The following is a 25550-nucleotide window of genomic DNA, read 5'->3' on the forward strand; positions in this document are numbered from 1 at the left end:
GTCAGCTCGTGCGGTCGGCGATGTAGTCGCAGAGGGATTCCAGGGCCCGCCGGGACGGGCTCTGCGGCAGCGGGGCGAGCTGGTCGCGGGCCTCCTCGGCGTAGCTGCGGACCGTCTCCCGCGCCCGCTTGAGCGCCGGGGACTCACGCAGCAGGCCCAGCGCCTCGGCGTGCAGCGCGTCGTCGACCAGCGGGCCGGTGGCCAGGAGCTGCCGCAGCCGCACCGAGGCGGCGTCGGAGTCGTCCGAGGCGAGCGCGTAGAGCACCGGCAGCGTCGGCACGCCCTCGCGCAGGTCGGTGCCGGGGGTCTTGCCCGACTGGGTCGACTCGCTGGCGATGTCGAGCAGGTCGTCGGAGAGCTGGAAGGCCACGCCGATGGTCTCGCCGTACCCGGCCAGGGCCTCGGTGTACGCGGCGGACGCCCCACCGAACATGCCGCCGAAGCGGGCCGACGTGGCGATCAGCGAGCCGGTCTTCTCGGCGATCACGCCGAGGTAGTGCTCGACCGGGTCCTGCCCCGCGCGGGGGCCGACGGTCTCGGCGATCTGCCCGTGCACCAGCCGGGCGAACGTGCGCGCCTGCAACCGCACCGCCTCGGTGCCCAGGTCCGCCGCGATGTCGGCGGCGCGGGCGAAGAGGTAGTCGCCGACGAGGATCGCCACCGAGTTGGTCCAGCGCGAGTTGGCGCTCGGCGCACCCCGGCGCACCGGGGCCTCGTCCATCACGTCGTCGTGGTAGAGCGTCGCCAGGTGGGTGAGCTCCATCACCACTGCGGCCGGGACGACCTGCGGGCCGGTGGGGTCGCCGAACTGGGCACCCAGCGCGACCAGCAGCGGGCGGAACCGCTTCCCGCCGGCCTCCATCAGGTGCCGGGCGGCCTCGGTCACCAGCGGGTCGGCGCTCGCCACGGCGGAGCGTAGTTCCGCCTCGACGGAGTCCAACAGGCCCAGCACGGACGCCTCGACGCGGGGGTCGGCCAGTTGCAGGCCGAGCGCGCCGAACTGACCCGTGCTCGCCCGACTCCGCCGACCGGAGCCGGGGGCATCTGAACGCTCGCCAGCCGGATTCACCACGCTATCCACCATGCCACACGCGTTCGACCTGCTCCGGACGGGGGATACGGCGACGGGGCCGGCACGCCCACGCGCACCGGCCCCGTCGCGGGGCAAACGGAGATCATCGGACGAAATCGGCAGCGCCGTTCGCGAGATCGAGCAGCGGACCGGGGACGACGCCCAGGACCAGCGTGGCCAGCACGCCGATCATGAGGGCCGCCGAGGTGAGCCCGCCCGGCACGGCGACCGTCGGGGTGGACTCCCCGGGCTCGGAGAGCCACATCATCACCACGACCCGCAGGTACGGGAACGCCAGCACCATGCTGGTCAGCACGCCGGCCACCACCAGCCACGAGTGGCCGGCGTCCAGCGCCGGGGCGAAAACGGCGAACTTGCTCATGAACCCGCTGGTCAGCGGGATGCCCGCGAAGGCCAGCAGGATGAAGGTGAAGAGCCCCGCGAAGAACGGCGAGCGCCGGCCCAGCCCGGCCCAGCGGGACAGGTGGGTGGCCTCCCCGTCGGCGTCCCGGACCAGGGTCACCACCGCGAACGCGGCGAGCACCGTGAAGCCGTACGCGACCAGGTAGAACATCGTGCCGGAGAGCCCGTCGGAGCTGCCCGCGAGCACCCCGACGAGCAGGTACCCGGCGTTGGCGATCGACGAGTACGCCAGCAGCCGCTTGATGTCGGTCTGGGTGACCGCCAGCACCGCGCCGATCAGCATGGTCAGCACCGCCACCACGCCGAGGACCGGGGTGAAGTCCCAGGCCGCACCGGCGAACGCCACGTGGAAGACCCGCAGCAGGGCGCCGAAGGCGGCAACCTTGGTGCAGGCCGCCATGAAGCCGGTGACCGGCGTCGGGGCGCCCTGGTACACGTCCGGGGTCCAGACGTGGAACGGGGCGGCGGCGGCCTTGAAGAGCAGGCCGATGGAGAGCAGCGCCATGCCGCCGAAGAGCAGCATCTGGCTGGCCGGGGACTCACCGACCGCCGCGTGGATGGTGGCGAAGTCGACGCCCGCCGTCCGACCCGGGATGCCCGAGGTGAAGCCGTAGATCAGGGCCACGCCGAAGAGGAAGAACGCCGACGCGTACGCGCCGAGCAGGAAGTACTTCATCGCCGCCTCCTGGCTCAGCAGCCGCCGGCGACGGGCCAGCGCGCAGAGCAGGTACAGCGGCAGCGAGAAGACCTCCAGGGCGATGAACATGGTCAGCAGGTCGTTCGCCGCGACGAAGATCAGCATGCCGCCGATGGCGAAGCTGACCAGCGGGTAGACCTCGGTCGCCCCGTTGCTCCCCTCGGCCTGCCGCCGGTCGTCGGCCGACTCGGCGGTGATCGCGGCGTGGGCCACGAACGCCCCGCCCCGCTCCACCGAACGCTCGCCCATCAGCAGCAGCGACATCGCGGCCAGCACCAGGATGCCGCCCTGCAGGAACAGCGCCGGCCCGTCCACCGCGACGGCCCCACCGGCGGTGATCAGGCCCGCACCGGTGTCGGTGAGCAGCCGGTCGGCGTTGAGGATCACCATCACCAGCGACGCGAGCACCGCCAGCAGCCCCAGCGAGAGCTGCACGACGTGGCGCTGCTTGCGGGGCACGAAGGCCTCGACCAGCACGCCCAGCAGCGCGACGCCGAGCATGATCAGGATCGGAGCGAGCGCCGCGTAGTCGATCGACGGCAACTTCAGCTCGGTCATTTGGCGGCCTCCTGGACGCTGCCGACCTCAGGGGCGGGATCGGTCCGACCGACGTCCTCCATGGTGGCCCGGACGGCGGGGTTGATGACATCGGTGACCGGCTTGGGATAGAAGCCGAGCAGCACGATCAGCGCGATCAGCGGCGCGACCACGGCCTTCTCGCGCAGGTTGAGGTCGCGGCGCATCGGCGCGATCTCGGTCAGGGCCGGGTTGAGCGTGCCCTGGGTGGTGCGCTGCACCATCCACAGCACGTACGCGGCGGCCAGGATGATGCCGAGCGTGGCGATCACCGCGACCGGCTTGTTGACCGTGAACGTGCCGATCAGCACCAGGAACTCGGAGACGAACGGCGCGGTGCCCGGCAGGGCCAGGGAGGCCAGACCGGCGAAGAAGAGCACCCCGGCCAGCAGCGGTACCAGCTTGCCCGCGCCGCCGAAGTCGCTGATCAGGGCCGAGCCGCGCCGGGCCACCAGCATCCCCACCACCAGGAAGAGCAGGCCGGTGGCGAGGCCGTGGTTGAGCATGTAGAGCACCGCGCCGGTGCCCGCCTGGGTGGTGAAGGCGAAGATGCCGACCCCGATGAAGCCGAAGTGCGCGATCGAGGTGTACGACACCAGCCGCTTCAGGTCGTTCTGGCCGACCGCGAGCAGCGCCGCGTAGATGATGCCGATCACCCCGAGCGCCAGCGCCCACGGGGCGAACCACCGCGACGCCTCCGGGAACAGCGGCAGGCAGTACCGCAGGATGCCGAAGGTGCCCACCTTGTCCAGCACGCCGACCAGCAGCGCGGCGGCCCCGGCCGGGGCCGCGCCACCGGCGTCGGGCAGCCAGGTGTGGAACGGGAAGAACGGGGCCTTGATCGCGAACGCGATGAAGAAGCCGAGGAAGAGCCAGCGCCCCGTGCCGGTGGAGATGTCGATCTGGGTGAGCGCCTGCCAGTCGAAGGTCTTCCCGCCGACCACCCAGAGGCCGATCACGGCGGCGAGCATGAACAGGCCGCCGACGAGCGAGTAGAGGAAGAACTTCACGGCCGCGTACTGCCGCTGGTGGCCGCCGTAGCTGCCGATGAGGAAGTACATCGGCACGAGCATGACCTCGAAGAACACGTAGAACAGGAAGACGTCGGCGGCGGCGAAGACGCCGATCATCGTGCTCTCGAGGACGAGCAGCAGGGCGAAGTAGGCCGGCACCGAGCGCTTCGACGGCTCGGCGTCGTGCCAGGACGCCAGGATCACCAGCGGCACCAGCACCGCGATCAGCATCAGCATCACCAGCGAGATGCCGTCGGCCGCGAAGGTGAACCGGGCGTCCCACTGCGGGATCCAGGTGTACGACTCGCGGAACTGGAGCCGGTCACCGCCGGCTTCGAAGGTCACCCACATGACCACCGACAGGACCAGCACCAGCAGCGACCACCCGAAGGCCACCTGCTTGGCCAGGTCCGGCCGCCGGCGCGGCAGGACGGCCACGACCAGCGCGCCGACCAGCGGCGCCACGGTCAGCACCGAGAGGAACGGGAAGTTGGACATTATGCGGCCTTACCTCCGTCGTCACTGCGTGGTCCGCCGGCGGGGGCGGCCGGGAAGAGGTCGTTCACGCCAGCCACCCCGCCTGCACGGCCAGGAACGCCGCCACCACCAGCAACGCGCCGGTCAGGATGGAGGTCGCGTACGACCGGACGAAGCCGGTCTGGAGCCGCCGGAGCCGGCCCGAGCCCCCGCCCACCGCGGCGGCCAGGCCGTTGACCAGCCCGTCGACGCCCCGGTTGTCGAGGTAGACCAGCGCCCGGGTGAGGAAGACGCCCGGCTTCTCGAAGACCGCCTCGTTGACGGTGTCCGTGTAGAGGTTGCGCCGGGCGGCGGTGACCAGCACGCCCGCCGGCTGCGGCTCGGTGGCGGTGCCGGCGCGGAACAGGAACCAGGCGAGCCCGGCCCCGGCCACGGTGACCAGCAACGACAGGATGTTGATCGCCGTGTGCGACAGCACGCCGTGCGCCTCGCCGGCCTCCTCGCCGAGCACCGGCGTCAGCCAGGAGACGACGCCGCCGTCCCAGGCCATCAGGCCACCGGCGACCACCGAGCCGACAGCCAGCAGGATCAGCGGAATGGTCATCAGCTTCGGCGACTCGTGCGGGTGCTCGATGTCGGAGGTCCAGCGCTTCGGGCCGTGGAAGGTGAGCACGAAGAGCCGGGTCATGTAGAAGGCGGTGAGCCCTGCGCCGAGCAGCGCCGCCCCGCCGAAGAGCCAGGCCGTCCAGTCGTCGCGCTCGAAGGCCGCCGCGATGATCGGCTCCTTCGAGAAGTAGCCCGACAGCGGGGGGATGCCGATGATCGCCAGCCAACCCATCATGAACGTCAGCCAGGTGACCTTCATGTACTTCGACAGCCCGCCGAAGCGGCGGATGTCCACCTGGTCCTTCATGCCGTGCATGACCGAGCCGGCGCCGAGGAACATGTTGGCCTTGAAGAAGCCGTGCGCCAGCAGGTGGATGATCGCCAGGGCGTACGCCCCGCCGCCCAGGCCGACGCCGAGGAACATGTAACCGATCTGGCTCACCGTCGACCAGGCGAGCACCCGCTTGATGTCGTCCTTGGCCGCGCCGATGATGCAGCCCAGCAGCAGGGTGAGCGCCCCGACGCTGACCACCACGAGTTGCAGCGTCGAGTTCGCCGAGAAGATCGCGTTGGAGCGGGCGATCAGGTAGACGCCCGCGGTGACCATGGTGGCCGCGTGGATGAGCGCGGAGACCGGGGTCGGGCCCTCCATCGCGTCCGGCAGCCACGCCTGCAGCGGGAACTGGCCGGACTTGCCGGCCGCACCGAGCAGCAGCAGCAGGCCGAGCACCAGCACCGTGGTCGCGGTCAGCGAGCCGACGCCGTTGAACACCTCGTCGTACTGGGTGGTGCCGAGGGTGGCGAACATGATGAAGATGCCGATGGCGAGGCCGGCGTCGCCGACCCGGTTCATCAGGAACGCCTTCTTGCCGGCGGTGGCGGCGCTCGGCCGCCCGTACCAGAAGGAAATCAGCAGGTACGACGCCAGGCCGACGCCCTCCCAGCCGAAGTAGAGCATCACGTAGTTGTTGCCGAGCACCAGCAGGAGCATCGCGGCGACGAAGAGGTTGAAGTAGGCGAAGAAGCGTCGCCGGCCCTCGTCGTGCGCCATGTACTCGACCGCGTAGAGGTGGATCAGGAAACCCACCCCGGTGATCAGCAGGACGAAGACCGCGGCCAGCGGGTCGAAGAGCAGGCCGAAGTCCACCTTGAAGTCACCGACCGCGATGAAGTCCCACAGGCTCAGCTCCGCCGACTTGTTCTCCAGGCCGCGTAGCTGGAAGAAGTAGGTCAGGCCGAGCACGAAGGAGGCGCCGATCGCGGCCACCCCGAGCCAGTGCCCCCAGCGGTCGGCCCGCCGGCCCAGCAGCAGCAGGATCGCCGCGCTGACCAGCGGGATCGCCACCAGCAGCCAGACGCTGCCGAGCAGCCCTTCCGCCGGAGCGTAGGCGACGGCACCTGCCGGCTCAGCCGGGGTGTTCATCAGAATCTCTCCCACCGCAGGGCCCCTCAGTACTTCAGCAGGTTGGCGTCGTCGACACTCGCGGAGCGCCGGGTCCGGAAGATCGCCATGATGATCGCAAGACCGACCACGACCTCCGCCGCGGCCACCACCATCACGAAGAACGACATGATCTGGCCGTTCAGGTCACCGTTGATCCGGCTGAAGGTGACCAGCGCCAGGTTGGCCGCGTTCAGCATCAGCTCGACGCACATGAACAGCACGATCGCGTTGCGCCGGACGAGCACCCCCGACGCGCCGATGGTGAACAGCACCACGGCCAGGACCAGATAGAAGTTCGGGGTCACTTGTCCGTCCCCTTCAGCGAGATCTCCTCAGGAGTCATCTCCCGGACCGGCATGATCTCGGGGATGCCGCGCTCGGTCAGCCGGCCGTCGGGCAGACGGGACGGGGTGGCCACCGACGAGGAGGTGGCGAAGACACCCGGGCCGGGCTTCGGGCCGGGGTAGTTGCCGGGCGCGAAGCGGGCCTTCATCGTGGCGACCTGGTCCATCTTGTCTTCCTTGCGCCGCTCGACGTGCGCCAGCACCATCGCGCCGACCGCCGCGGTGATCAGCAGCGCCGAGGTCAGCTCGAAGGCGAAGACGTACTTGGTGAAGAGCAGCCGGGCGATGCCCTGCACGTTGCCCTCCGCGTTGGCCTGCTCCAGGCCGACCGCCGTGACGCCGTCCAGCGCCCGGTACACGCCGACGCCGAGCAGGCCGGCGAAGCCGAGGCCGAGCAGCACCGCGGCGACCCGCTGGCCGCGCAGCGTCTCGATCAGCGAGTCCGAGGAGTCCCGGCCCACCAGCATCAGCACGAACAGGAAGAGCATCATGATCGCGCCGGTGTAGACGATGATCTGCACCATGCCGATGAACGGCCCGGCCTGGATGACGTAGAAGACGCCCAGGCAGAGCATCGTCAGCACCAGGAAGAGCGCCGAGTGCACGGCGTTGCGCGCCATGATCATGCCGATCGCGCCGATCAGCGCCAGCGGGGCGAGGATCCAGAAGGTGACCTGTTCGCCACCGGACACCTCGCCCGCCGCGGCGAGCACCGTCTGCGTGGTCATTTGTCGTCTCCCTTGCCCGCCGCCGCCCGCTGGGCGTGCTGCTCGGCACCGGGGAAGGTCACCCCGGGGTGCTCCTCGACCTGGTACCGACCCGGACTGTTGGTCGCGTGCTCGGCCCCGGCGGAGGTGCCCGGGTTCGTCAGCGCGCCGACGTAGTAGTCCTTCTCGCTGTCCCCGAGCCGCATCGGGTGCGGCGGCTGCTCCATGCCCGGCAGCAGCGGCGCCAGCAGCTGCTCCTTCGTGAAGATCAGGTCCTGCCGGTTGTCCCGGGCCAGCTCGTACTCGTTGCTCATGGTGAGCGACCGGGTCGGGCATGCCTCGATGCAGAGCCCGCAGAAGATGCAGCGGGCGTAGTTGATCTGGTAGACGGAGGCGTGCCGCTCACCCGGGGAGAGTCGGTTCTCCTCCGTGTTGTCGCCGCCCTCGACGTAGATCGCGTCGGCGGGGCAGGCCCAGGCGCACAGCTCGCAGCCGATGCACTTCTCCAGGCCGTCCGGGTGCCGGTTCAGGATGTGCCGCCCGTGGTATCGCGGCGCCGGGGTCGGCGGCTTGAACGGGTAGTCGGTCGTGACGACCTTCCTGAACAAGTGCGAGAAGGTGACCCCGAACCCCTTGAACGTTCCGGTGATCGCGCTCACGTCACACCTCCCTGGATTCCGGGCCGGCGGTGACGTTGGCCGGTTCCCGCTCGGCGACCACGCGCTTGGTGCGCGGGCTCGGTGGCACTTGCAGGTCCATCGGTGGCAGCGGGAAGCTGCCGTGCGGTCGGCTGTTGGCCTCTTCCTGCAACGACGGCTTCACCTTCGGCTTGCGGCTCGGCCAGAGCAGCGTCGCCAGCAGCAGGACGCCCGCCCCGACGCCGGTGGCCAGCAGCCGGTCCTGGGTCTGCCAGTCCTCGATCGACCGCAGGCCGGCCAGGACCAGGATCCAGACCAGGTTGATCGGCAGGAGCACCTTCCAGCCGAAGCGCATGAACTGGTCGTAGCGGAGCCGGGGCAGGGTGCCGCGCAGCCAGATGAAGACGAAGACCAGGGCGATGACCTTGCCGAAGAACCAGAGCATCGGCCACCAACCGGAGTTGGCACCCTCCCAGAGGGTGATCGGCCACGGTGCCCGCCAACCGCCGAGGAAGAGCGTGGTGGTGACTGCGGACATCGTCACCATCGCGACGTACTCGCTGAGCATGTAGAGCGCGAACTTCAGCGAGCTGTATTCCGTCATGTAGCCGGCGACCAGCTCCGACTCGGCCTCGGGCAGGTCGAACGGCGCCCGGTTGGTCTCCGCGACCATGGAGATGAAGAAGATGATGAAGCTCGGCAGCAGCAGGATCGCGTACCAGCCGGGGGCCGGGACCTCCAAGCCTGCGATCGTCAGCCGGGTGGCGTCGCCCTGTGCGGCGACGATGCCGCTGGTGGACATCGTGCCGGCGGTCATGAAGACCGCCACGATGCTCAGCCCCATCGCGACCTCGTACGAGATCATCTGGGCGGTGGAGCGCAGGCCGCCCAGCAGCGGGTACGTCGAGCCGGAGGCCCACCCGCCGAGCACGATGCCGTAGATGCCCATCGACGAGCAGGCCAGCAGCACCAGCACCGCCACCGGCACGTCGGTGACCTGCAACGGCGTCTGGTGACCGAAGATGCTCACCATCGGGCCGAACGGCACCACCGACAGGGCGGTGACCGCGCAGATCACCGAGATCGTCGGCGCGAAGAAGAAGACGACCTTGTCCGCCGCCTTCGGCAGGATGTCCTCCTTGAAGGCCATCTTCAGGCCGTCGGCGAGGGTCTGCAGCAGGCCGAACGGGCCGGCCTGGTTGGGGCCGGGCCGCACGGCCATCCGGGCGACGACCCGCCGCTCGAACCAGACGCCGAGCAGCGTGGCCAGCACGGCGACGACGAAGGCGAAGAGGACCTTGATCAGGACCAGCCACCACGGGTCCTTGCCGAAGTCGGCCAGCGTCGGGTCCTGGGCCAGGTAGACGACGTTCACTGGGTGGCACCCCCGGAGTTGAGGAGCGGACCCGGACGGCCGGCCGCGTCCGCGGCGACCGGGCCGGTCGCGCCGGCCTCCGTCGCCCGGGAGGCGGAGATCCGTACCACCGTGCCGGACGTCGCGCCGAGGCCACGCCGCACGGTGGAGCCGGGTGAGTTGGTCGGCAGCCAGACGACGCCGTCCGGCATCTCGGTGATCGCCGCCGGCAGGGTGATCGCCCCCCGGTCGGTGCCCACCGTCACCGGGTCACCGTCGGCGACGCCGAGCGCCTCCGCGGTGCCCTTGCCCAGCCGGGCCACCGGCGGACGGGCGGTCCCGCCCAGGTGCTCGTCACCGTCGGTGAGGCTGCCCAGGTCGAGCAGCTGGTGCCAGGTGGACAGGACGGCCTCGCCGGCGCCGGGCTCGGGCACCGTGGCCGGCTCCACCGAGGGCGGGGACGGCCGGTCGGCCCGGGTCGGCGTCAGGCTGCCCAGCTCGCGGCGGATGCTGAGCACGTCGCCGGTGCCGAGCCGCACGTCGAGCAGCGCGGCGATCGCGTCCAGCACCCGGGCGTCGCTCATCGCGGCGGTGTGCAGCACGGCCTCGAAGGGGCGCAGCCGCCCCTCCCAGTCCAGGAAGCTGCCGGCCTTCTCGACCACCGGGGCCACCGGGAGGACCACGTCCGCCCGGCGGGTCACCGCGCTGTTGCGCAGCTCCAGGCTGACCAGGAACGGCACCGCGTCGAGGGCCCGCTCGGCCAGCCGGGGGTCGCCCAGGTCGGCCGGGTCGACCCCGGCCACCACCAGCGCGCCGACCTGGCCGTTCGCGGTCGCGGCGAGGATGCCGTCGGTGTCCCGACCGGCCTGGCTCGGGATCACCCCGGCCGCGATGTCCCACGCCTCGCCCAGCTCGGCCCGCGCGGCCGGCTCGGTGACCGGACGACCGCCGGGGAGCAGGTTCGGCAGGCAGCCCGCGTCGACCGCGCCCCGATCGCCCGCGCGCCGCGGCACCCAGGCCAGCTTCGCGCCGGTACGCCGGGCGATGTCCGCCGCCGCCGACAGGCCGCCGGGCACCTCGCCCAACCGCTCGCCGACGATCAGGATGGCACCGGGCGCGCTGAGCGCCTCGGCCACCGTGGCGTGCTCGGCGAGGACGCTCGCCTCCTCGCCCGGCACCACCCGGGCCAGCTTGGCCCCGAGCTTCTCCAGGCCCCGGGTGGCGAACGGCGCGAGGGCGTACACCGTGAGCTTCTTCTTCAGGTACGCCTTGCGCAGCCGCAGGAAGAGGATCGGGCACTCCTCCTCCGGCTCCAGGCCGACCAGCACCACGGCGGGCGCGTTCTCCACGTCCGCGTAGGTGACGTCGGTGCGCCCGGCGACCGTGCTGGCCAGGAAGTCGGACTCCTCGCGGGAGACCGGCCGGGCCCGGAAGTCGATGTCGTTGGTGTTCAGGGCGACCCGCGCGAACTTCGCGTACGCGTAGGCGTCCTCGACGGTCAGCCGGCCGCCGGTGAGCACCGCCGTGCCCTGGCCGGCGTCGCGGGCCGCGCGCAGCCCGTCGGCGGCGGCGGTCAGCGCCTCGCTCCACGACGCCTCGCGCAGCTCGCCGCTCTCGGCGTCGCGCACCAGCGGGGTGGTGAGCCGGTCGAAGGCGCGGGCGTACTGGAAGCCCCAGCGCCCCTTGTCGCAGTTCCACTCCTCGTTGACCTGCGGGTCGTCGCCGGCCAGCCGGCGGGTGACCTTGCCGCGCCGCCAGTCGGTGCGCTGCGCGCAGCCGGCCGAGCAGTGCTCGCAGACGCTCGGGCTGGAGACCAGGTCGAACGGGCGGGCCCGGAACCGGTACTGGGCGCCCGTCAGCGCCCCCACCGGGCAGATCTGCACGGTGTTGCCCGAGAAGTACGAGTTGAACGGCACGTCGCCGCTGTCGTCGCCGGGCTCCGCGCCGTACGCGTCGTCCCGGTAGATGTTGATCTCCTCGGCGGACGACCGGCCCATCAGGTCGATGAACTTGTCGCCGGCGATCTCCTCGGAGAACCGGGTGCAGCGCTGGCAGAGCACGCACCGCTCCCGGTCGAGCAGCACCTGGGTGCTGATCGCCATCGGCTTCTCGTACTCCCGCTTGTGCTCGTGGAAGCGCGAGTCGGTGCGGCCGGTGGACATCGCCTGGTTCTGCAGCGGGCACTCGCCGCCCTTGTCGCACATCGGGCAGTCGAGCGGGTGGTTGAGCAGCAGCAGCTCCATGACCCCCTCCTGCGCCTTCTTGGCGACCGGGGAGGAGAGCTGGGTGCGGACCACCATGCCCTCGGCGACGGTCTGGGTGCAGGAGGCCACCGGCTTGCGCTGGCCCTCCACCTCGACCAGGCACTGCCGGCACGCGCCGGCCGGGGCCAGCAGCGGGTGGTCGCAGAACCGGGGGATCTCCGTGCCCATCTGCTCGGCGACCCGGATCAGCAGCGCGCCCTTGGGTGCGGTGACCTCGACGCCGTCGATGGTGAGCGTGACGGTCTCGGTCTTCTTGGCTACGTCGGTCACAGTGCTCGCCTTTCGCTCGCGACTGCGGGGCTCGCTTCGCTCACTCCTCGCGCTCGCATCAGTGCGCTCCCACCAGCTGCTTGTCCGACAGCTTCGGCGCGGTACGTCCCTCGATGTAGTCGAGGTAGTCCTGCTTGAAGTACTTCAGAGAGGAGGTCACCGAGCTGGTCGCACCGTCGCCCAGGCCGCAGAACGAGCGGCCGAGGATGTTGTCGCAGGTGTCGAGCAGGGTGTCCAGGTCCTCGTGGGTGCCCTGGCCGGCGAGGATCCGCCGGTAGACCCGGACCATCCAGTAGTTGCCCTCCCGGCACGGGGTGCACTTGCCGCACGACTCGTGGTGGTAGAACTCCAGCCACCGGTAGGTCGCGTAGACCGGGCAGTCCTGGTCGGAGAAGATCTGCGTGGCCGTGGTGCCCAGGATCGAGCCGGCCGCCGCCACCCCCTCGAAGTCCAGCGGCACGTCCAGGTGCTCGGCCGTCAGCAGCGGGGTGGAGGAGCCACCGGGCGTCCAGAACCGCAGCTCGTGCCCCGGCTGCATCCCCCCGGCCAGCTCCAGCAGCTCGCGCAGGGTGACGCCCATCGTGCACTCGTACTGGCCGGGGTTGGCGACCCGGCCGGAGAGCGAGTAGATCATCGGCCCGGAGGACTTCTCCGTGCCCATGGTCTTCCACCAGTCGGCCCCGCCCAGCACGATGTAGGGCACGCTGGCGATGGTGCCGACGTTGTTGACCACCGTGGGGCTGGCGTACAGGCCGTGGGTCGCCGGGAACGGCGGGCGCAGCCGGGGCTGACCCCGGAAGCCCTCCAGCGAGTCCAGCAGCGCCGTCTCCTCACCGCAGATGTACGCCCCGGCGCCCGAGTGCACCACCAGCTCCAGGTCGTACCCGGAGCCGAGGATGTTGCGGCCCAGATAACCCTTGGCGTACGCCTCGCGAACCGCGCTGCGCAGCCGGCGGGCGGCGTGCACGGCCTCGCCCCGGATGTAGATGTACGCCCGGCTGGCCCGGATCGCGTACGACCCGATGATCACGCCCTCGACCAGCGAGTGTGGGTCGTGGGTCATCAGCGGCAGGTCCTTGCAGGTGCCCGGCTCGCCCTCGTCGGCGTTGACCACCAGGTAGTGCGGCTTGCCGTCGCCCTGCGGGATGAACCCCCACTTCAGGCCGGTCGGGAAGCCCGCGCCGCCACGGCCCCGCAGCCCGGCGTCCTTGATCAACTGGATCAGGTCGTCCGGGTGGGCCTTGAGCGCCTTGCGCAGGGCGGCGTAGCCGTCCAGCCGCTCGTACGTGCCGATCCGCCAGGCGTCCGGCGACAGCCAGCGCTTGGTCAGCACCGGGGTGAGCTTGGCCAGGGTCTCCGGCCGGGGAGTGGTCACTTCTGGGCCTCCTTGAGGGAGCGCTCCTGGGCGTCGGCGGAGTCGCCGGCGGGCTTGCCGTCACCGGCCGGGGCGTTCGCCGCGGCACCGGCGGCCTGCGCCGCCCGGGCGTCGCGCGGGGCCGGGGCCGCCGCGTCGACGGGTGCCTTCGTGCCCGGCGCGTCCGGGGCGGCGGTCGCCGCGTCCGGCTGCCGGGTCTCGGCGGCCCGCACCTCGGGCGACTTGTCGTCCGGCGCCTTCACGTCGCGGGTGGTGCTGCCGGTCGCCTCGGCGGCCGGTGCCGACTCGACGGCCGGGGTGCCCTTCGCGGGTGCCGGCTTCGCGGGCTCCGCCTGCGGAGCCGGGGCGGCCTTCGCGGCCTCGGCCTTCGCCTTCGCCTCGGCGGCGGCCCGGTCGGCCTCCGCCTTGCTCCGGATCGGCGTGCTCGGGTCGAAGCCCGGCACCGAGATGCCGTTCTGCTCGGCCAACCGCAGGCCGCGCAGGGTGGGCTCACCCGGGCCGCCGTCGGCGACCGCGCCCTCGCGCTCGTCGGCGAAGCCGGCGAGCTGCACCGCCATCTCCTTGAGCGTGCAGAGCCGGGCCCCCCGGGTCGGCATCGGCCGACCGCCGGAGCGCAGCTCCTCGACCACCCCGAGGGCGGACTGCGGGTTCACCCCGTCGAAGAAGTCGTAGTTGACGGTCATCACCGGGCCGTAGTCGCAGGCCGCCAGGCACTCGGCGTGCTCCAGGGTGACCTTGCCGTCGGCGGTGGTCTCGTCGTGCCCGACGCCCAGGTGCTCGGCCAGGGTGTCGTAGACCTCCTGGCCACCGAGCACGTTGCACATGGTGTTGGTGCAGACGCTGACCAGGTAGTCGCCGGTCGGCTTGCGCTTGTACATCGTGTAGAAGGTGGCGACCGCGCCGACCTGCGCCTTGTTCAGACCGAGGACCTCGGCGCAGAACTCGACGCCGGCCGGGGAGACGTACCCCTCCTCGGACTGCACGAGGTGCAGCAGCGGCAGCAGCGCGGACCGGGCCCGGTCGGCCGGGTACCGGGAGATGATCTCCCGCGCCCGCTCACGCGTCGTTTCGGTGAAGCTCATCGGTCACAACCACCCATCACGGGGTCCAGCGAGGCGCCGCCGGCGATCACGTCGGCGATCAGGCCGCCCTCGGCCATCGCCGGGAGGGCCTGGAGGTTGACGAAGCTCGGCTCCCGATAGTGCACCCGGTAGGGCCGGGTGCCGCCGTCGGAGACCGCGTGCACGCCCAACTCGCCCCGGGGCGACTCGACGCCGACGTACACCTGGCCCGGCGGGACCCGGAAGCCCTCGGTGACCAGCTTGAAGTGGTGGATCAGGGACTCCATCGACTGGCCCATGATCTTCGCCACGTGCTCCAGCGAGTTGCCCATGCCGTCGACGCCGATGGCGAGCTGCGCCGGCCAGGCGATCTTCCGGTCGGCCACCATCACCGGGCCCGGCTTGAGCCGGTCGAGCGCCTGCTCCACCAGCTTCATCGACTCCCGGATCTCGGCGAGCCGGACCTGGTAGCGGCCCCAGACGTCGCCGTCGGTGTGCGTCGGCACGTCGAACTCGTACGTCTCGTAGCCGCAGTACGGCATGGTCTTGCGCAGGTCCCAGGCCAGGCCGGCGGAGCGCAGCACCGGGCCGGTGACGCCCAGCGCCAGGCAGCCGGTCGCGTCGAGCACCGCGACGTTGGTCGTGCGCTCGATCCAGATCGGCTGGCCGGAGAGGAGGTCCTCGTACTCCTTGAGCCGCTTCGGCAGCAGCTTGAGGAGCCGGTGGATCTTCGGGAACGCCTCGTCCGGAATGTCCTGCGCCACGCCGCCCGGCCGGACGTACGCGTGGTTCATCCGCAGGCCGGTGATGCTCTCGAAGATGTCGAGGATGTACTCCCGCTCGCGGAAGCCGTACAGCATCATGTTGATCGCGCCGAGCTCCATGGCCGTGGTGGCGACCCAGACCAGGTGCGACGAGATCCGGTTCAGCTCCATCATCAGGACCCGGATCGTGGTGGCCCGCTCGGTGATGTCGTCGGTGATGCCGAGCAGCTTCTCCACCGCCAGGCTGTACGCCGTCTCGTTGAACAGCGGGGCCAGGTAGTCCATCCGGGTCACGAAGGTGGAGCCCTGCACCCAGTTGCGGTATTCGAGGTTCTTCTCGATGCCGGTGTGCAGGTAGCCGACGACCGACCGGGCCTCCCGGACGGTCTCGCCCTCCAGCTCCAGGATGAGCCGGAGCACACCATGGGTGGACGGGTGCTGCGGGCCCATGTTGACGACGATCCGCTCGTCGTTGATCGGGTCCGTGCTGGAGACGATCTGGTCCCAGTCCCCACCGGTGACGGTGAAGACCCTGCCCTCGGTGGTCTCACGCTCGGTGGCGTAGTTGGGCGTGGTCACCGTGCCGACCCTCCGTTCACGACTGCGGGGCTCGCAAGCTCACTCCTCGCGCTCACTGGTAGGACCTCCTCCGGTCCGGCGGCGGGATCTCGGCGCCCTTGTACTCCACCGGCACGCCACCCAGCGGGTAGTCCTTGCGCTGGGGGTGGCCCTCCCAGTCGTCGGGCATGAGGATCCGGGTCAGGTTGGGGTGGCCGTCGAAGACGATGCCGAACATGTCGTACGCCTCCCGCTCCTGCCAGTCGGCGGTCGGGTAGACGGCGGTGACGCTCGGCAGGTGCGGGGCCTCGGCGGAGACCGCGGCCTCCAGCCGCACCCGGCGACGGTACGTCATCGAGGTGAGCTGGTAGACCACGTGCAGCCGGCGGGCGTCCGCGCCCAGGTAGTCCACCCCGGAGACCGACGAGCAGAGCTCGAAGCGGAGCGCGAGGTCGTCGCGCATCACCTGGCAGACCTCGGCGATCCGCTCGGGGCGCACGTGCAGGGTCAGCTCGCCCCGGTCCACCACGACCTTCTCGATCGCGTCGGCGAAGTCCGGGTACGCCTCCTCCAGCGCGTCGCGGACCTCGTCGAAGTAGCCCCCGTACGGGCGGGCGGCCTCCTCGATCGGCTGGCGCTGGCGGACCAGGCCGCCGAAGCCGGAGACGTCGCCGGTGCCCTGGTTGCCGAACATGCCGCGCCCGGCGGGGCTGGACGGCGGGTACTCGGCCGGCGCGCCGCTGCTGGCCCCGGCCGGCGTCGCCGGCACCGGCAGCCCGCCGGTGTTCGGCTTGTCGGAAGGTGCGCTCACTGTGCCAGCCCTCCGTTCGCGACTGCGGGGCTCCGCTTCGCTGCACTCCTCGCGCTCACCGGTGCCAGCCCTCCGTTCGCGACTGCGGGGCTCCGCTTCGCTGCACTCCTCGCGCTCACTTGATACCCCCGTGCGGGTGGAGGTGGTGCTCTGCCTTCATCCAGTTCTCGATCCGCAGCTGCTCCTCGCGCCCCTCGCGGACGGCCTTCGTCCACTCGGCGCGCCGGGCCTTGTCGTTGCGGTACGACGACGGCATCGAGCCGTACGGGACGGCCGGCAGGTCGCCGCGCTCGAGGCGGGCCTGGTGCATCTTGCGGCCGTTCGGGCCCAGCGGCTCGTGCATGACCTTCTCGCGGAGCTTGAGGATCGCGTCGATGAGCATCTCCGGGCGGGGCGGGCAGCCCGGAAGGTACATGTCGACGGGGACGATGTGGTCCACGCCCTGCACGATCGCGTAGTTGTTGAACATGCCGCCGCTGCTGGCGCAGACGCCCATGGACAGCACCCAGCGGGGCTCGGCCATCTGGTCGTAGATCTGGCGCAGCACCGGGGCCATCTTCTGGCTGACCCGGCCGGCGACGATCATCAGGTCGGCCTGCCGGGGCGAGGCCCGGAAGACCTCCATGCCCCAACGGCCCAGGTCGTAGTGGGGGCCACCGGCGGCCATCATCTCGATGGCGCAACAGGCCAGCCCGAAGGTGGCGCCCCAGAAGGACGTCTTCCTCGTCCAGTTGACCAGCGACTCGACCGACGTGAGCAGGACGCCGGCGGGAAGCTTCTCCTCGATACCCATCTGACGTTCCTTCCTCAGTCCCAGTCCAGGCCGCCGCGCCGCCACACATAGGCGTACGCAACGAAGACCGCGACGATGAACAGGACCATCTCCACGAAGCCGAAGATCGGCAGGGCGTCGAACGAAACCGCCCAGGGGTAGAGGAAGATGATCTCGATGTCGAAGACGATGAAGAGCATCGCCGTCAGGTAGAACTTGATCGGGAACCGGCCGCCCCCGACGGGCTGCGGGCTGGGCTCGATACCGCACTCGTACGCCTCGAGCTTGGCCTTGTTGAGCCGGCGTGGGCCGACGAAGCGGGCGGCGGCCACGGAGAACAGCGCGAAGGCCGCGGCGATGGCCAACAGCCCGATGATGGGTGCGTAAGGAGAGAGCGTCATCGTGGTCTCCTGCTCGTCCTTTCCTGGCCTCGGCGGTCCTCGGCGAAAATCACACTATTCACGTCCCTCACGACCGCTGTCGGCGGGGTCGATCCCGGTCCTGGTCGGCGGTCATCCTCGACCGTCGGCCCGACAGACTCACACGGCGGGTGCCGCCTTCGTCATCGCGTTGATGACCCGGTCCATCGCGTCCCCGCCGCGCGGGTCGGTCAGGTTGGCCAGCAGCTTGAGCACGAAGCGCATGAGCAGGGGGTGCGGCATCCCGTGCCGGGTGGCCATCCGCATGATCTCCGGGCGGCCGATCAGCTTCACGAAGATCCCGCCGAGCCGGTAGTAGCCGCCGAAGCGGGTCTTCAGCTCCTGCGGGTACGCCATCAGCGCCCGCTCCCGCTCGGCGCCGGCCGGCCGGGCGAGGGCCTGGACCGCGACCTCGGCGGCCAGCTCGCCGGACTCCATCGCGTACGCGATGCCCTCGCCGTTGAAGGGGTTGACCATGCCGCCGGAGTCGCCGACCAGCATGACGCCGCGCGCGTAGTGCGGCACCCGGTTGAAGCCCATCGGCAGCGCCGCGCCGAGGATCGGCCCGTCGGCGTTGGTCTCGTCGGTCATCCCCCACTCCTCGGGGGTGTTGGCCAGCCAGTCGGTGAGCAGCCGCCGGTAGTTGGTCTTGCCGAAGGCGTTGGACGAGTTGAGCACGCCCAGGCCGACGTTGACCCGCCCGTCGCCGAGGCCGAAGATCCAGCCGTACCCGGGGAGCAGGTTGTCGCCGCTGGCCTTGCTGCGCAGCTCCAGCCAGGACTCCAGGTAGTCGTCGTCGTGCTTGGCCGGCGAGCGGTAGTACCGCCGCACGGCGACCCCGAGCGGACGGTCCTCGCGCTTGGCCATCCCGAGGCTGAGCGGGAACCGGCCGGAGACGCCGTCGGCGGCGACCACCAGCGGGGCGCGGAAGCTGGCCGGCTCCTTGCCGGGGCCGACCTCCGCCTCGACGCCCACGACCCGGTTGTCGGCGTCGAGCACCGGGCCGAGCACGTTGACGCCGGTGCGCAGCTCCGCCCCCGCGTCGACGGCTTGCCGGGCGAGCAGGTCGTCGAAGTCCAGCCGGGTGCGGACCAGGCCGTAGTTGGGGAAGCTGGCCAGGTCGGGCCAGTCCAGCTCCAGCCGGACGCCGCCGCCGATCACCCGCAGGCCCCGGTTGTGCAGCCAGCCCGCCTCGGGCGAGGTGTCCACGCCCATCCGGATGAGCTGCCGGACCGCGCGCGGGGTCAGCCCGTCGCCGCAGACCTTCTCCCGGGGGAACTCGGTCTTCTCCAGCAGCAGCACCCGCACACCGTGCCGGGCCAGGTGGTACGCCGTGGCCGAGCCACCGGGGCCGGCGCCCACGACGATGACGTCGGCGTCGTTCTCGACGGTGGTCATCTGCGCCTCCTCCGGCACGCTCGTGAAATCCTTCACAAGCTGGTCGGATGAAGTCTATGACCGGCGCTGCGCACCCGCCCGGTTAGGTGAGCCTAACTCGCCGAGGTCGGAGGCCCGAGTCCACATCGGGCGGCGCGGCGCGGGGCCACTTGGGCGGCGCCGCGCGGGGCCACTTGGGCGGCGCGGCGCGGGGCCACCGATCAGAACCGGTCAGGCGCGGGTCGCGCGGTGCAGGGCGACCACGCCGCCCGTGAGGTTGCGCCAGGCCACCCGGCCCCAGCCGGCGGCCCCGATGCGCGCCGCCAGGGTCGGCTGGTCCGGCCATGCCCGGATCGACTCGGCGAGGTAGACGTACGCGTCCGGGTTGCTGGAGACGGTGCGGGCCACGGCCGGCAGGGAGCGCATCAGGTACGACAGGTAGACCGTCCGGAACGCCGGGTTGACGGGGGTGCTGAACTCGCAGATCACCAGCCGGCCGCCGGGGCGGGTGACCCGGGCCAGCTCGCGCAGCGCCGCGTCGGTGTCCGAGACGTTACGCAGCGCGAAGGAGATGGTCACCGCGTCGAAGCTGGCGTCGGCGAAGGGCAGCCGCAGTGCGTCCCCGGCCAGCAGCGGCACCGCCGGGCGGGTGCGCTTGCCCGCGCCCAGCATGCCCAGGGAGAGGTCCGCGCCGACCGCGTACGCCCCGGACTGGGCCAGCTCCTCGGTCGAGACGCCGGTGCCCGCGCCGACGTCCAGCACCCGGTCACCGGGGCCGAGCCCCAGCGCCGCCCGGGTGGCCCGTCGCCAGGACCGGTCCTGCCCGAACGACAGGACGGTGTTGGTCAGGTCGTAGCGGGCCGCCACGCCGTCGAACATCGCGGCGACCTCGTGCGGCTGCTTGTCCAGGCTGGCGCGCTGGCCCTGCGGGGTACGGCTCACCCCTCCACTCTGCCAGCCACCGCCCCGCCGTCCCGAGCCGGGGCGCGGCGGCCGTCGCCTGGGCATCGGCACAAACGGTCAGCCGGCCGGTACGACAGTGCGGGCGGGATGGTCGCCCATCCCGCCCTCGCTGCAACGCGTTATGTGAACGGCCCCCACGGGCCGATGGAGGACGAGCCTCGTACCTCGTTGCGAGGGAGGCTAGCGACCGGTGGCCTGCGGGCGCGACCCTTCCGGGCGGCGGAACGCACAGCAGGTCCGACAGGCCGGGGAGTTCTGTCCGTACCGCCGAGCGACCCACCGGCCGACCGGCCGGTAGGCGCTCGCCCAGCGTGCTCGTCGGTGCGCGGTCGGTCAGTTGACCTCGACCAACGGCAGCGACTTGCCGGCCCCGCCGCCGGGCATGGCGATGGACGAGAAGTGCGAGACCACGCGGTCGTCGGTCGGGTCGTCGGCCGGGGTGTGGTGCACCGCGAGCCGGCGGTAGAGGGTGTCCCGCTGGGCCGGGATGCGGTCCGCCGAGCGGATCATGCCGATCAGCTCGTGCAGGTTGGAGCGGTGCCGGGCACCGGCGGAGGAGATCACGTTCTCCTCGAGCATGATCGAGCCGAGGTCGTCCACGCCGAGGTGCAGGGCGAGCTGACCGACGTCCTTGCCGGTGGTCAGCCAGGACGCCTGCAGGTGCGGCACGGTCTCGAAGAAGAGCCGGGCCACCGCGACGAGCCGCAGGTATTCCAGGGTGGTGGCCTGGGTGCGCCCCTTGAGGTGGTTGTTCTCCGGCTGGTACGTCCACGGGATGAACGCCCGGAAGCCGCGGGTGCGGTCCTGCACGTCGCGGATCATCCGCAGGTGCTCGATGCGCTCGGCGTTGGTCTCGCCGGTGCCCATCATCATCGTGGCCGTCGACTCCAGCCCCTGCCGGTGGGCCAGCTCCATGACCTCCAGCCAACGCGCGCCGGACTCCTTGAGCGGGGCGATGGCCTTGCGGGGCCGCTCGGGCAGCATCTCGGCGCCGGCCCCGGCGATCGAGTCCAGCCCGGCGGTCTTGATCCGGGCGATCGCCTCGTCGAGGCTGACGCCGGAGACCTTGGCCATGTGCAGGATCTCGCTCGGGCCGATGGAGTGGATGGCGAGCTGCGGGTAGGCCTTCTTGACCGAGGAGAAGAGCTCCTCGTAGTACTCCACGCCGTAGTCCGGGTGGTGGCCGCCCTGGAGCATGACCTGGGTGGCGCCCAGCTCGACCGCCTCGCCGCAGCGGCGCAGGATCTCCTCGGTCGGGTGGGTCCACCCTTCCTTGTGCTTGGGCGCGCGGTAGAACGCGCAGAACTTGCACGCCGTCACGCAGACGTTCGTGTAGTTGATGTTGCGGTCGATCAGGTACGTCACGATGTTGTCCGGGTAGCGCCGCCGACGCACGGCGTCGGCCGCCTCACCGAGGGCGTGAAAGGGCGCCTCGGTGTAGAGCAGCAGGGCCTCCTCGGGCGTGATCCGCCCGCCGTCCGCACCGCGTTGCAGGATGTCGTCGATCTCCCGGCTCACCGTCACGTCCCCGAGGGTACGCCGACCAGCCGCGCCGACCCTCGGGGTGCGCCGTCGGCGTGACGCGCTGCACCCCGCGATCCGGGCGGAAAAGCTGGGGTTACCGTATCGACATTGACGTCTTACGATGTGCTGATGATCAATGAATCCCCGCCGTCCCCGAAACACCCGGTCCCCCGGCGTACCCTCCTCGGGCTGGTCCCGCTGGTGGCCGGCGGCCTGATCCTGGCCCCGGCGGCCGCGCAGGCCGCGCCCGCCGGCACGGCCGCCCCCGCCCCGGAGTGCCTCGCCGACCTGCTGGAACGCTGATGGCGACGATCCCCTGGCTCGCCGACGTGCTGCGCGGCGCCGGGGTCACGGTGGTCGAGCACGGCAACTGGCTCGGCCGGGTGGCCGGCAGCTCGTTCGCCCCGATCGGCGTGCTCTGGCACCACACCGCGGCCACCTCCAGCGCCGCCAACCCGCACCCGGCCCTGAACATCTGCATCAACGGCCGCTCCGACCTGCCCGGCCCGCTCTGCCAGGCGCTGGTCGACTACCACGGCGTGTTCCACGTCATCTCGGGCGGACGGGCCAACCACGCCGGCACCAGCCGGGGCAGCGGCCCCATCCCGGCCGGCGACGGCAACACCCTCATGGTCGGCTGGGAGATCGACTACAACGGCGTCAACCAGGAGATGACCAGCGCCCAGTACAGCGCGTCGGTGCTCGCCACCGCCGCCGTGCTGCGGCGGCTCGGCCGCGACGCCAGCCACGCCCGGGGCCACCGGGAGACCAGCACCAGCGGCAAGATCGACCCCTCCTTCATCAATCTCGACTCGATGCGCGCCGACGTGGCCCGGCAGCTCGCCGGCAGCCCGCCCCCCGACCTCTCGGAGAACGACATGAAGCTGATCCAGTCCACCAACCGGGGCATCGCCCTCGTCGGCCCCGGCTACTTCCGGCCGCTCAGCAACAACGAGGAGGTGTACGCCGCCGTCGCACTGGTCGGCAACCCGATCGTCGGCAACGACCGCCAGTTCGACCTCTGGCGCAGCATCGCCTTCGACGGCCAGGTCAAGCCCCCGTCGGCATGACCACGTACTCCCGTCGCCAGGCCCTCGCCCTGGCCTCCACCGGCGCGGCCCTGGCCGCCACGGGCGTCGCGCTGACCCAGGCCGCCTCCGCCGAGCCCGCCCAGGCGGCCTGCTCGTCGGTTCCGGCCACCGCCGACGACGCCGTCCTGACCACCGTCCTCCAGGTCGCCACCGGGCTGTCGGCCACCGAGCGGGTGCTGCTCGCCGGCTTCGAGGCCGGCTGGGTCGAGTCGCGGATGAACAACCTGCCCTGCGGCGACCGCGACTCCCTCGGGGTGTTCCAGCAGCGCCCCTCCCAGGGCTGGGGCACCCCCGCACAGATCATGAACGTGTCGTACGCGGCGAACTCGTTCTTCGTCCGGGCCATCCCGCTGGCCGCCGCCAACCCGAGCTGGTCCGCCGGGCGGGTGGCGCAGGGCGTGCAGCGCTCCGCGTTCCCGGACCGCTACGACGCCGTGCAGGCCACCGCGCAGGCGCTCATCGCCCGCGCCCGCAGCCTGACCCAGACACCCCCGCTCGACCTCTGGAAGGACGACATGAAGCTGATCCAGTCACCCGGCCGGGGCATCGCCCTGATCGGCGCCGGCTACTTCCGCCCGCTCAGCAACAACGAGGAGGTGTACGCCGCCGTCGCGCTGGTCGGCAACCCGATCGTCGGCAACGACCGCCAGTTCGACCTCTGGCGCAGCATCGCCTTCGACGGCCAGGTCAAGCCCCCGTCCTCCTGACCCCCCCGTCCTGCCCCTCCCCCGCCCGGGGCCCCTCCGGGCCCCCCGGGCGCCCCTCCGGGGCCTCAAGATCCGAGCATCTTCAGGGAAAATGCTGCCTCGACGCGCGCTGAGCCAGCATCTTCAGGGAAAATGCTCGGATCTTGAGGGGTGGGGATGGGCGCGGATCGCGGAGTGCTGTTGGTGGTGCCCGGCGATCCGTCGCGGCCGCGCCGCCCCGACGCGCACTTCGCCCCGGAGGCGGCGAGCGCCCGGGATGCCGGGGTGCCGGTCTGGGTGGTGGACCACGACGCGCTCGTCCGGGGCGACGTCGACGCCGCCCTGCCCCGCCCGCCCGCGCAGGGCGAGCCCACCGAGGCGCTCTACCGGGGCTGGATGCTCCGCGCCGAGCGGTACGCCGCCTTCGCCGACGCGCTCGCCGCGCGCGGTGTCACCCTGCGCACCGACGCCGAGCAGTACCGCCGGGCGCACGAACTACCCGGCTGGTACGCGGCGCTGAAGCCGGTGACGCCGACCACGACCTGGACCGTCGGCGACGGGCGGGACGCGTTCGACCGGGCCCGCACCGCGCTGGGGGACGGCCCGGCCGTGCTCCGCGACTACTGCAAGTCGATGAAGCACCACTGGGACGAGGCGGCCTTCATCCCCGACCTGGCCGACGCCGAGGCCGCCTGGTCGGTGGCCCACCGGTTCCGCCAACTCCGCGAGGACGACTTCGTCGGCGGCTTCGTGCTGCGCCGCTTCGAGCGCTTCACCTCGGCGGAGGTGCGCACCTGGTGGCGGGACGGCCGGTGCGTGCTGGTCGGCCCGCACCCGGACACCCCGGACCGGCACCCGGCCGTCGACCCCGCCCTGACCGCCGTCGCGCCACTGGTGGCCGGGCTGGGACTGCACTTCGTCACGGTCGACCTGGGGCTGCGCGACGACGGGCGGTGGCGGGTGATCGAGCTGGGCGACGGCCAGGTCAGCGACCGGCCCACCACCGTCGACCCGGCGCGCCTGCTCACCCCGATGCTGACCTGAACGCGATCTCTGCGAAGGGCGCGCGAGCCTGGCTCACCCACGGCTCGGAGGGCTACCCGGCGCTCATCCCTGCAGACGCGCCGGCAGGGCGGCGACGAAGGTGGTCCAGGCCCGCCGGTCGAAGGCCAGCACCGGCCCGGCCGGGTCCTTCGAGTCCCGTACGCCGATCACCCGGGCCGACTCGGCCACCTCCACGCAGTTGGCGTTCGAGCCGCTGCGGGTCGACTTGCGCCAGCTCGCGCCGGTCAGCTCAGGGGTGTTCATGCTCGGCTCACTCCCGCTCGTACTCCGTCGCGCACCGCGCGACCAGCTCCAACGAATCGACGGGGCTCAACGCCGCCTCGCTGAGCCTATCCGCCTCCCGCCGAAAGTGCGCCACCTGCGGGGCCTCCTCCAGGAACAGCCCGGTCAGCTTGTGGTCGAGATAGACCACCGACCGGTTGCGCGGGAAGTCGAATAGCGCGAACGAGCCGTCCAGGCCGGTGTGCCCGCCGACCGCGAGCGGCACCACCCGCAGCGTCACGTTGGGACGCTCGGCCACCTCAGCCAGGTGGCGGAGCTGGCGGGCCATCACCCGGGGGCCGCCGAGCGCGCGGCGCAGCACCGCCTCATCGAGCAGTGCGTGCAGCGTGGGCGGGGTGGGACGGCTCAGGATCGCCTGCCGGCCCAGCCGGGCCGCGACCCGCCCGTGCGCCTCGTCGGCCGGCACCCCGCAGCCGACCATCACCGCCTGGGCGTAGTCCGGGGTCTGCAACAGGCCCGGCACCAGCAGCGGCTCCCAGTTCACGATCTCGGCGGCCTCCGCCTCCAGCCGGATCAGCGTGCGCGACTCCTCGGAGAGCCCACCGATCGCCTCCCACCAGCCGGTCTCGGCCGACCGCTCGGCCATCCCGAGCAGCCGCTTGCGTTCCTCGCCGGTGATCCCGTAGATCACCAGCAGGGAGGCGACGTCGGCGGCGGGAATGCCCTGGATGCCGTTCTCCATCCGGGACAGCTTGGACGGCTGCCAGCCCAGCCGGGTCGACACCCGGCGCAGGGCAAGCCCGCGCTCCTTGCGCAACTCGCGCAGTTCGCCGCCGAGGCCGCGCCCGACGACGGTGGGGAGATTGGGCTTCGCCATGCCGTTCCTCCGGTCGACTCCCGCTAGTCGTCACTCTGACGACACGCGTCGTGGCGTTGAGTATTGGCTCCGGGCCGTCCGAACGCAACCATGGCAGGCA

At 71.5% G+C, this 25550-nt stretch carries 24 protein-coding genes; 4 read left to right on the plus strand and 20 right to left on the minus strand.

Annotated features, from left to right (window positions below):
* Position 1: 1 nt before the first annotated feature.
* From ACLQ2V_RS07165 to mqnC, 18 genes are all read right to left on the minus strand, one after another.
* Complete coding sequence (locus ACLQ2V_RS07165) at positions 2 to 1084, minus strand: polyprenyl synthetase family protein (protein ID WP_425717556.1); 1083 nt, start codon at positions 1082 to 1084, stop codon at positions 2 to 4.
* A gap of 91 nt (positions 1085 to 1175) precedes the next feature.
* Positions 1176 to 2750 carry an NADH-quinone oxidoreductase subunit NuoN gene (gene nuoN / locus ACLQ2V_RS07170; RefSeq protein WP_425717557.1) on the minus strand — a complete coding sequence of 525 codons (1575 nt, stop codon included), beginning with the start codon at positions 2748 to 2750 and terminating at the stop codon, positions 1176 to 1178.
* Positions 2747 to 4279, minus strand: a complete 1533-nt coding sequence (locus tag ACLQ2V_RS07175) for an NADH-quinone oxidoreductase subunit M (RefSeq protein WP_425717558.1) — start codon at positions 4277 to 4279, stop codon at positions 2747 to 2749. Before ACLQ2V_RS07175 ends, nuoN begins: the two co-directional genes overlap by 4 nt.
* A 64-nt stretch (positions 4280 to 4343) precedes the next feature.
* The gene (nuoL, locus tag ACLQ2V_RS07180; RefSeq protein WP_425717756.1) at positions 4344 to 6287 is read right to left on the minus strand and encodes an NADH-quinone oxidoreductase subunit L; all 1944 of its coding nucleotides are present in this window, start codon (positions 6285 to 6287) and stop codon (positions 4344 to 4346) included.
* A 26-nt stretch (positions 6288 to 6313) separates the two neighbouring features.
* Complete coding sequence (nuoK, locus tag ACLQ2V_RS07185) at positions 6314 to 6613, minus strand: NADH-quinone oxidoreductase subunit NuoK (protein WP_425717559.1); 300 nt, start codon at positions 6611 to 6613, stop codon at positions 6314 to 6316.
* Complete coding sequence (locus ACLQ2V_RS07190) at positions 6610 to 7380, minus strand: NADH-quinone oxidoreductase subunit J (protein ID WP_425717560.1); 771 nt, start codon at positions 7378 to 7380, stop codon at positions 6610 to 6612. The genes nuoK and ACLQ2V_RS07190 overlap by 4 nt, the downstream gene beginning before the upstream one ends.
* Positions 7377 to 8018: an NADH-quinone oxidoreductase subunit NuoI gene (gene nuoI / locus ACLQ2V_RS07195; protein ID WP_425717561.1), complete on the minus strand. Its 642-nt coding sequence runs from the start codon at positions 8016 to 8018 to the stop codon at positions 7377 to 7379. Before nuoI ends, ACLQ2V_RS07190 begins: the two co-directional genes overlap by 4 nt.
* Position 8019: 1 nt before the next feature.
* On the minus strand, positions 8020 to 9372 hold the full coding sequence (nuoH, locus tag ACLQ2V_RS07200; RefSeq protein WP_425717562.1) for an NADH-quinone oxidoreductase subunit NuoH: 1353 nt from the start codon (positions 9370 to 9372) through the stop codon (positions 8020 to 8022).
* Positions 9369 to 11885, minus strand: coding sequence for an NADH-quinone oxidoreductase subunit G (locus ACLQ2V_RS07205; protein WP_425717563.1), 2517 nt, complete (start codon positions 11883 to 11885; stop codon positions 9369 to 9371). The genes nuoH and ACLQ2V_RS07205 overlap by 4 nt, the downstream gene beginning before the upstream one ends.
* 58 nt (positions 11886 to 11943) lie before the next feature.
* Positions 11944 to 13260 carry an NADH-quinone oxidoreductase subunit NuoF gene (gene nuoF / locus ACLQ2V_RS07210; RefSeq protein ID WP_425717564.1) on the minus strand — a complete coding sequence of 439 codons (1317 nt, stop codon included), beginning with the start codon at positions 13258 to 13260 and terminating at the stop codon, positions 11944 to 11946.
* Entirely contained in the window at positions 13257 to 14342 is a 1086-nt protein-coding gene (gene nuoE / locus ACLQ2V_RS07215) for an NADH-quinone oxidoreductase subunit NuoE (RefSeq protein ID WP_425717565.1), read from the minus strand. The genes nuoF and nuoE overlap by 4 nt, the downstream gene beginning before the upstream one ends.
* The gene (locus ACLQ2V_RS07220; protein WP_425717566.1) at positions 14339 to 15664 is read right to left on the minus strand and encodes an NADH-quinone oxidoreductase subunit D; all 1326 of its coding nucleotides are present in this window, start codon (positions 15662 to 15664) and stop codon (positions 14339 to 14341) included. Before ACLQ2V_RS07220 ends, nuoE begins: the two co-directional genes overlap by 4 nt.
* A 52-nt stretch (positions 15665 to 15716) precedes the next feature.
* On the minus strand, positions 15717 to 16454 hold the full coding sequence (locus ACLQ2V_RS07225) for an NADH-quinone oxidoreductase subunit C (protein WP_425717567.1): 738 nt from the start codon (positions 16452 to 16454) through the stop codon (positions 15717 to 15719).
* Positions 16455 to 16569: 115 nt separating this feature from the next.
* Positions 16570 to 17247, minus strand: a complete 678-nt coding sequence (locus ACLQ2V_RS07230; RefSeq protein WP_425717568.1) for a NuoB/complex I 20 kDa subunit family protein — start codon at positions 17245 to 17247, stop codon at positions 16570 to 16572.
* Between the two features lie 14 nt (positions 17248 to 17261).
* The gene (locus ACLQ2V_RS07235; RefSeq protein WP_425717569.1) at positions 17262 to 17627 is read right to left on the minus strand and encodes an NADH-quinone oxidoreductase subunit A; all 366 of its coding nucleotides are present in this window, start codon (positions 17625 to 17627) and stop codon (positions 17262 to 17264) included.
* Positions 17628 to 17765: 138 nt separating this feature from the next.
* Positions 17766 to 19043, minus strand: a complete 1278-nt coding sequence (locus ACLQ2V_RS07240) for a geranylgeranyl reductase family protein (RefSeq protein ID WP_425717570.1) — start codon at positions 19041 to 19043, stop codon at positions 17766 to 17768.
* 210 nt (positions 19044 to 19253) lie between these two features.
* Positions 19254 to 19964, minus strand: a complete 711-nt coding sequence (locus tag ACLQ2V_RS07245) for a demethylmenaquinone methyltransferase (protein ID WP_425717571.1) — start codon at positions 19962 to 19964, stop codon at positions 19254 to 19256.
* 354 nt (positions 19965 to 20318) lie between these two features.
* On the minus strand, positions 20319 to 21509 hold the full coding sequence (mqnC, locus tag ACLQ2V_RS07250) for a cyclic dehypoxanthinyl futalosine synthase (RefSeq protein ID WP_425717572.1): 1191 nt from the start codon (positions 21507 to 21509) through the stop codon (positions 20319 to 20321).
* Positions 21510 to 21638: 129 nt separating this feature from the next.
* On the opposite strand from mqnC, the gene ACLQ2V_RS07255 reads away from it, so the two are divergent.
* From ACLQ2V_RS07255 to ACLQ2V_RS07270, 4 genes are all read left to right on the plus strand, one after another.
* Positions 21639 to 21812: a hypothetical protein gene (locus ACLQ2V_RS07255; protein ID WP_425717573.1), complete on the plus strand. Its 174-nt coding sequence runs from the start codon at positions 21639 to 21641 to the stop codon at positions 21810 to 21812.
* A complete protein-coding gene (locus tag ACLQ2V_RS07260; RefSeq protein WP_425717574.1) occupies positions 21812 to 22579 on the plus strand; it encodes a peptidoglycan recognition protein family protein in 768 nt (255 codons plus the stop codon). Before ACLQ2V_RS07255 ends, ACLQ2V_RS07260 begins: the two co-directional genes overlap by 1 nt.
* On the plus strand, positions 22576 to 23307 hold the full coding sequence (locus ACLQ2V_RS07265) for a hypothetical protein (protein WP_425717575.1): 732 nt from the start codon (positions 22576 to 22578) through the stop codon (positions 23305 to 23307). Before ACLQ2V_RS07260 ends, ACLQ2V_RS07265 begins: the two co-directional genes overlap by 4 nt.
* A gap of 156 nt (positions 23308 to 23463) precedes the next feature.
* On the plus strand, positions 23464 to 24330 hold the full coding sequence (locus ACLQ2V_RS07270; RefSeq protein WP_425717576.1) for an ATP-grasp domain-containing protein: 867 nt from the start codon (positions 23464 to 23466) through the stop codon (positions 24328 to 24330).
* Between the two features lie 63 nt (positions 24331 to 24393).
* On the opposite strand, the gene ACLQ2V_RS07275 is transcribed toward ACLQ2V_RS07270, so the two are convergent.
* Both ACLQ2V_RS07275 and ACLQ2V_RS07280 read right to left on the minus strand, forming a co-directional pair.
* The gene (locus ACLQ2V_RS07275) at positions 24394 to 24594 is read right to left on the minus strand and encodes a DUF397 domain-containing protein (RefSeq protein ID WP_425717577.1); all 201 of its coding nucleotides are present in this window, start codon (positions 24592 to 24594) and stop codon (positions 24394 to 24396) included.
* A gap of 7 nt (positions 24595 to 24601) precedes the next feature.
* Positions 24602 to 25450 carry a helix-turn-helix domain-containing protein gene (locus tag ACLQ2V_RS07280; protein ID WP_425717578.1) on the minus strand — a complete coding sequence of 283 codons (849 nt, stop codon included), beginning with the start codon at positions 25448 to 25450 and terminating at the stop codon, positions 24602 to 24604.
* Positions 25451 to 25550: the final 100 nt, after the last annotated feature.

This window comes from Micromonospora sp. DT233 (assembly GCF_049841815.1).
Classification (GTDB): domain Bacteria; phylum Actinomycetota; class Actinomycetes; order Mycobacteriales; family Micromonosporaceae; genus Micromonospora.

What these genes read in the sequence shown, in the direction of transcription:
- ACLQ2V_RS07165 (WP_425717556.1), bottom strand. Translation starts at nt 1,084, where the DNA reads ATGGTGGATAGCGTGGTGAATCCGGCTGGCGAGCGTTCAGATGCCCCC.
- nuoN (WP_425717557.1), bottom strand. Translation starts at nt 2,750, where the DNA reads ATGACCGAGCTGAAGTTGCCGTCGATCGACTACGCGGCGCTCGCTCCG.
- ACLQ2V_RS07175 (WP_425717558.1), bottom strand. Translation starts at nt 4,279, where the DNA reads ATGTCCAACTTCCCGTTCCTCTCGGTGCTGACCGTGGCGCCGCTGGTC.
- nuoL (WP_425717756.1), bottom strand. Translation starts at nt 6,287, where the DNA reads ATGAACACCCCGGCTGAGCCGGCAGGTGCCGTCGCCTACGCTCCGGCG.
- ACLQ2V_RS07190 (WP_425717560.1), bottom strand. Translation starts at nt 7,380, where the DNA reads ATGACCACGCAGACGGTGCTCGCCGCGGCGGGCGAGGTGTCCGGTGGC.
- nuoE (WP_425717565.1), bottom strand. Translation starts at nt 14,342, where the DNA reads ATGAGCTTCACCGAAACGACGCGTGAGCGGGCGCGGGAGATCATCTCC.
- ACLQ2V_RS07230 (WP_425717568.1), bottom strand. Translation starts at nt 17,247, where the DNA reads ATGGGTATCGAGGAGAAGCTTCCCGCCGGCGTCCTGCTCACGTCGGTC.
- ACLQ2V_RS07235 (WP_425717569.1), bottom strand. Translation starts at nt 17,627, where the DNA reads ATGACGCTCTCTCCTTACGCACCCATCATCGGGCTGTTGGCCATCGCC.
- ACLQ2V_RS07240 (WP_425717570.1), bottom strand. Translation starts at nt 19,043, where the DNA reads ATGACCACCGTCGAGAACGACGCCGACGTCATCGTCGTGGGCGCCGGC.
- ACLQ2V_RS07255 (WP_425717573.1), top strand. Translation starts at nt 21,639, where the DNA reads ATGATCAATGAATCCCCGCCGTCCCCGAAACACCCGGTCCCCCGGCGT.
- ACLQ2V_RS07260 (WP_425717574.1), top strand. Translation starts at nt 21,812, where the DNA reads ATGGCGACGATCCCCTGGCTCGCCGACGTGCTGCGCGGCGCCGGGGTC.
- ACLQ2V_RS07265 (WP_425717575.1), top strand. Translation starts at nt 22,576, where the DNA reads ATGACCACGTACTCCCGTCGCCAGGCCCTCGCCCTGGCCTCCACCGGC.
- ACLQ2V_RS07270 (WP_425717576.1), top strand. Translation starts at nt 23,464, where the DNA reads ATGGGCGCGGATCGCGGAGTGCTGTTGGTGGTGCCCGGCGATCCGTCG.
- ACLQ2V_RS07275 (WP_425717577.1), bottom strand. Translation starts at nt 24,594, where the DNA reads ATGAACACCCCTGAGCTGACCGGCGCGAGCTGGCGCAAGTCGACCCGC.
- ACLQ2V_RS07280 (WP_425717578.1), bottom strand. Translation starts at nt 25,450, where the DNA reads ATGGCGAAGCCCAATCTCCCCACCGTCGTCGGGCGCGGCCTCGGCGGC.